Genomic DNA, 588 nt, shown 5'->3' with positions numbered 1-588 from the left:
GCCTTGGCGGGGTGCCGGCCGGCCCGGCCCCCGGCCTGCCGGACTCCGGGAAACCTCCTGGACGACCAGCTCCACCTGCTGTTGCCGATGGAAACAGCAGAACCTCGACCCGGAGACGACGCTTGTGCTCAGAACCACCGAACGCCCCGCGGAGCAGGCATCCGTGCTGGATGTCCTCCCCACCGGCATCGAGCCCCTGCTACAGCTCGAATTCGAGACGCAACCGTCCAGCGGCCCAGGGGCGACGCACTGTCTCAGCCACCCGGGCGAGCTGGCCCTCGACATGATCGACGAGACACGGTCCTGGGGCATCGAAGTGCCCCAGGTCATCGCCGACGGCGGCTACGGGGACACCGCCGTCTTCCGGCTCGGCCTGGAGACACGCGGTCTCGACTACGTGGTGGGCATCTCGACCACGACCACCGCGCAGCCCGAGGACACACAGCCGCGCACCCCGGCCTACCCCGGCCGGGGCAGACGGACGGTTCCTGCCTAGGCAGTGTCCTGGCGATCATGAGCGGAGCCATATGACGAGGGCGGCCGCGGTGACGGTTCCGAGGTAGACGTAGCCGCGCTTGTCGAACCTGG

The 588-nt window shown here is 69.4% G+C and carries 1 protein-coding gene; it reads left to right on the top strand.

Features of this window, described 5'->3' with window-relative positions:
* Positions 1 to 124: 124 nt before the first annotated feature.
* Complete coding sequence (locus ACFXPL_RS03650) at positions 125 to 496, top strand: transposase (protein ID WP_384911853.1); 372 nt, start codon at positions 125 to 127, stop codon at positions 494 to 496.
* Positions 497 to 588: the final 92 nt, after the last annotated feature.

The sequence above is a fragment of the Streptomyces sp. NPDC059092 genome (assembly GCF_042756365.1).
Lineage (GTDB): Bacteria > Actinomycetota > Actinomycetes > Streptomycetales > Streptomycetaceae > Streptomyces.
Note: the sequence above shows the minus strand (reverse complement) of the source record. Positions and strands in the feature narration are given on the sequence as shown.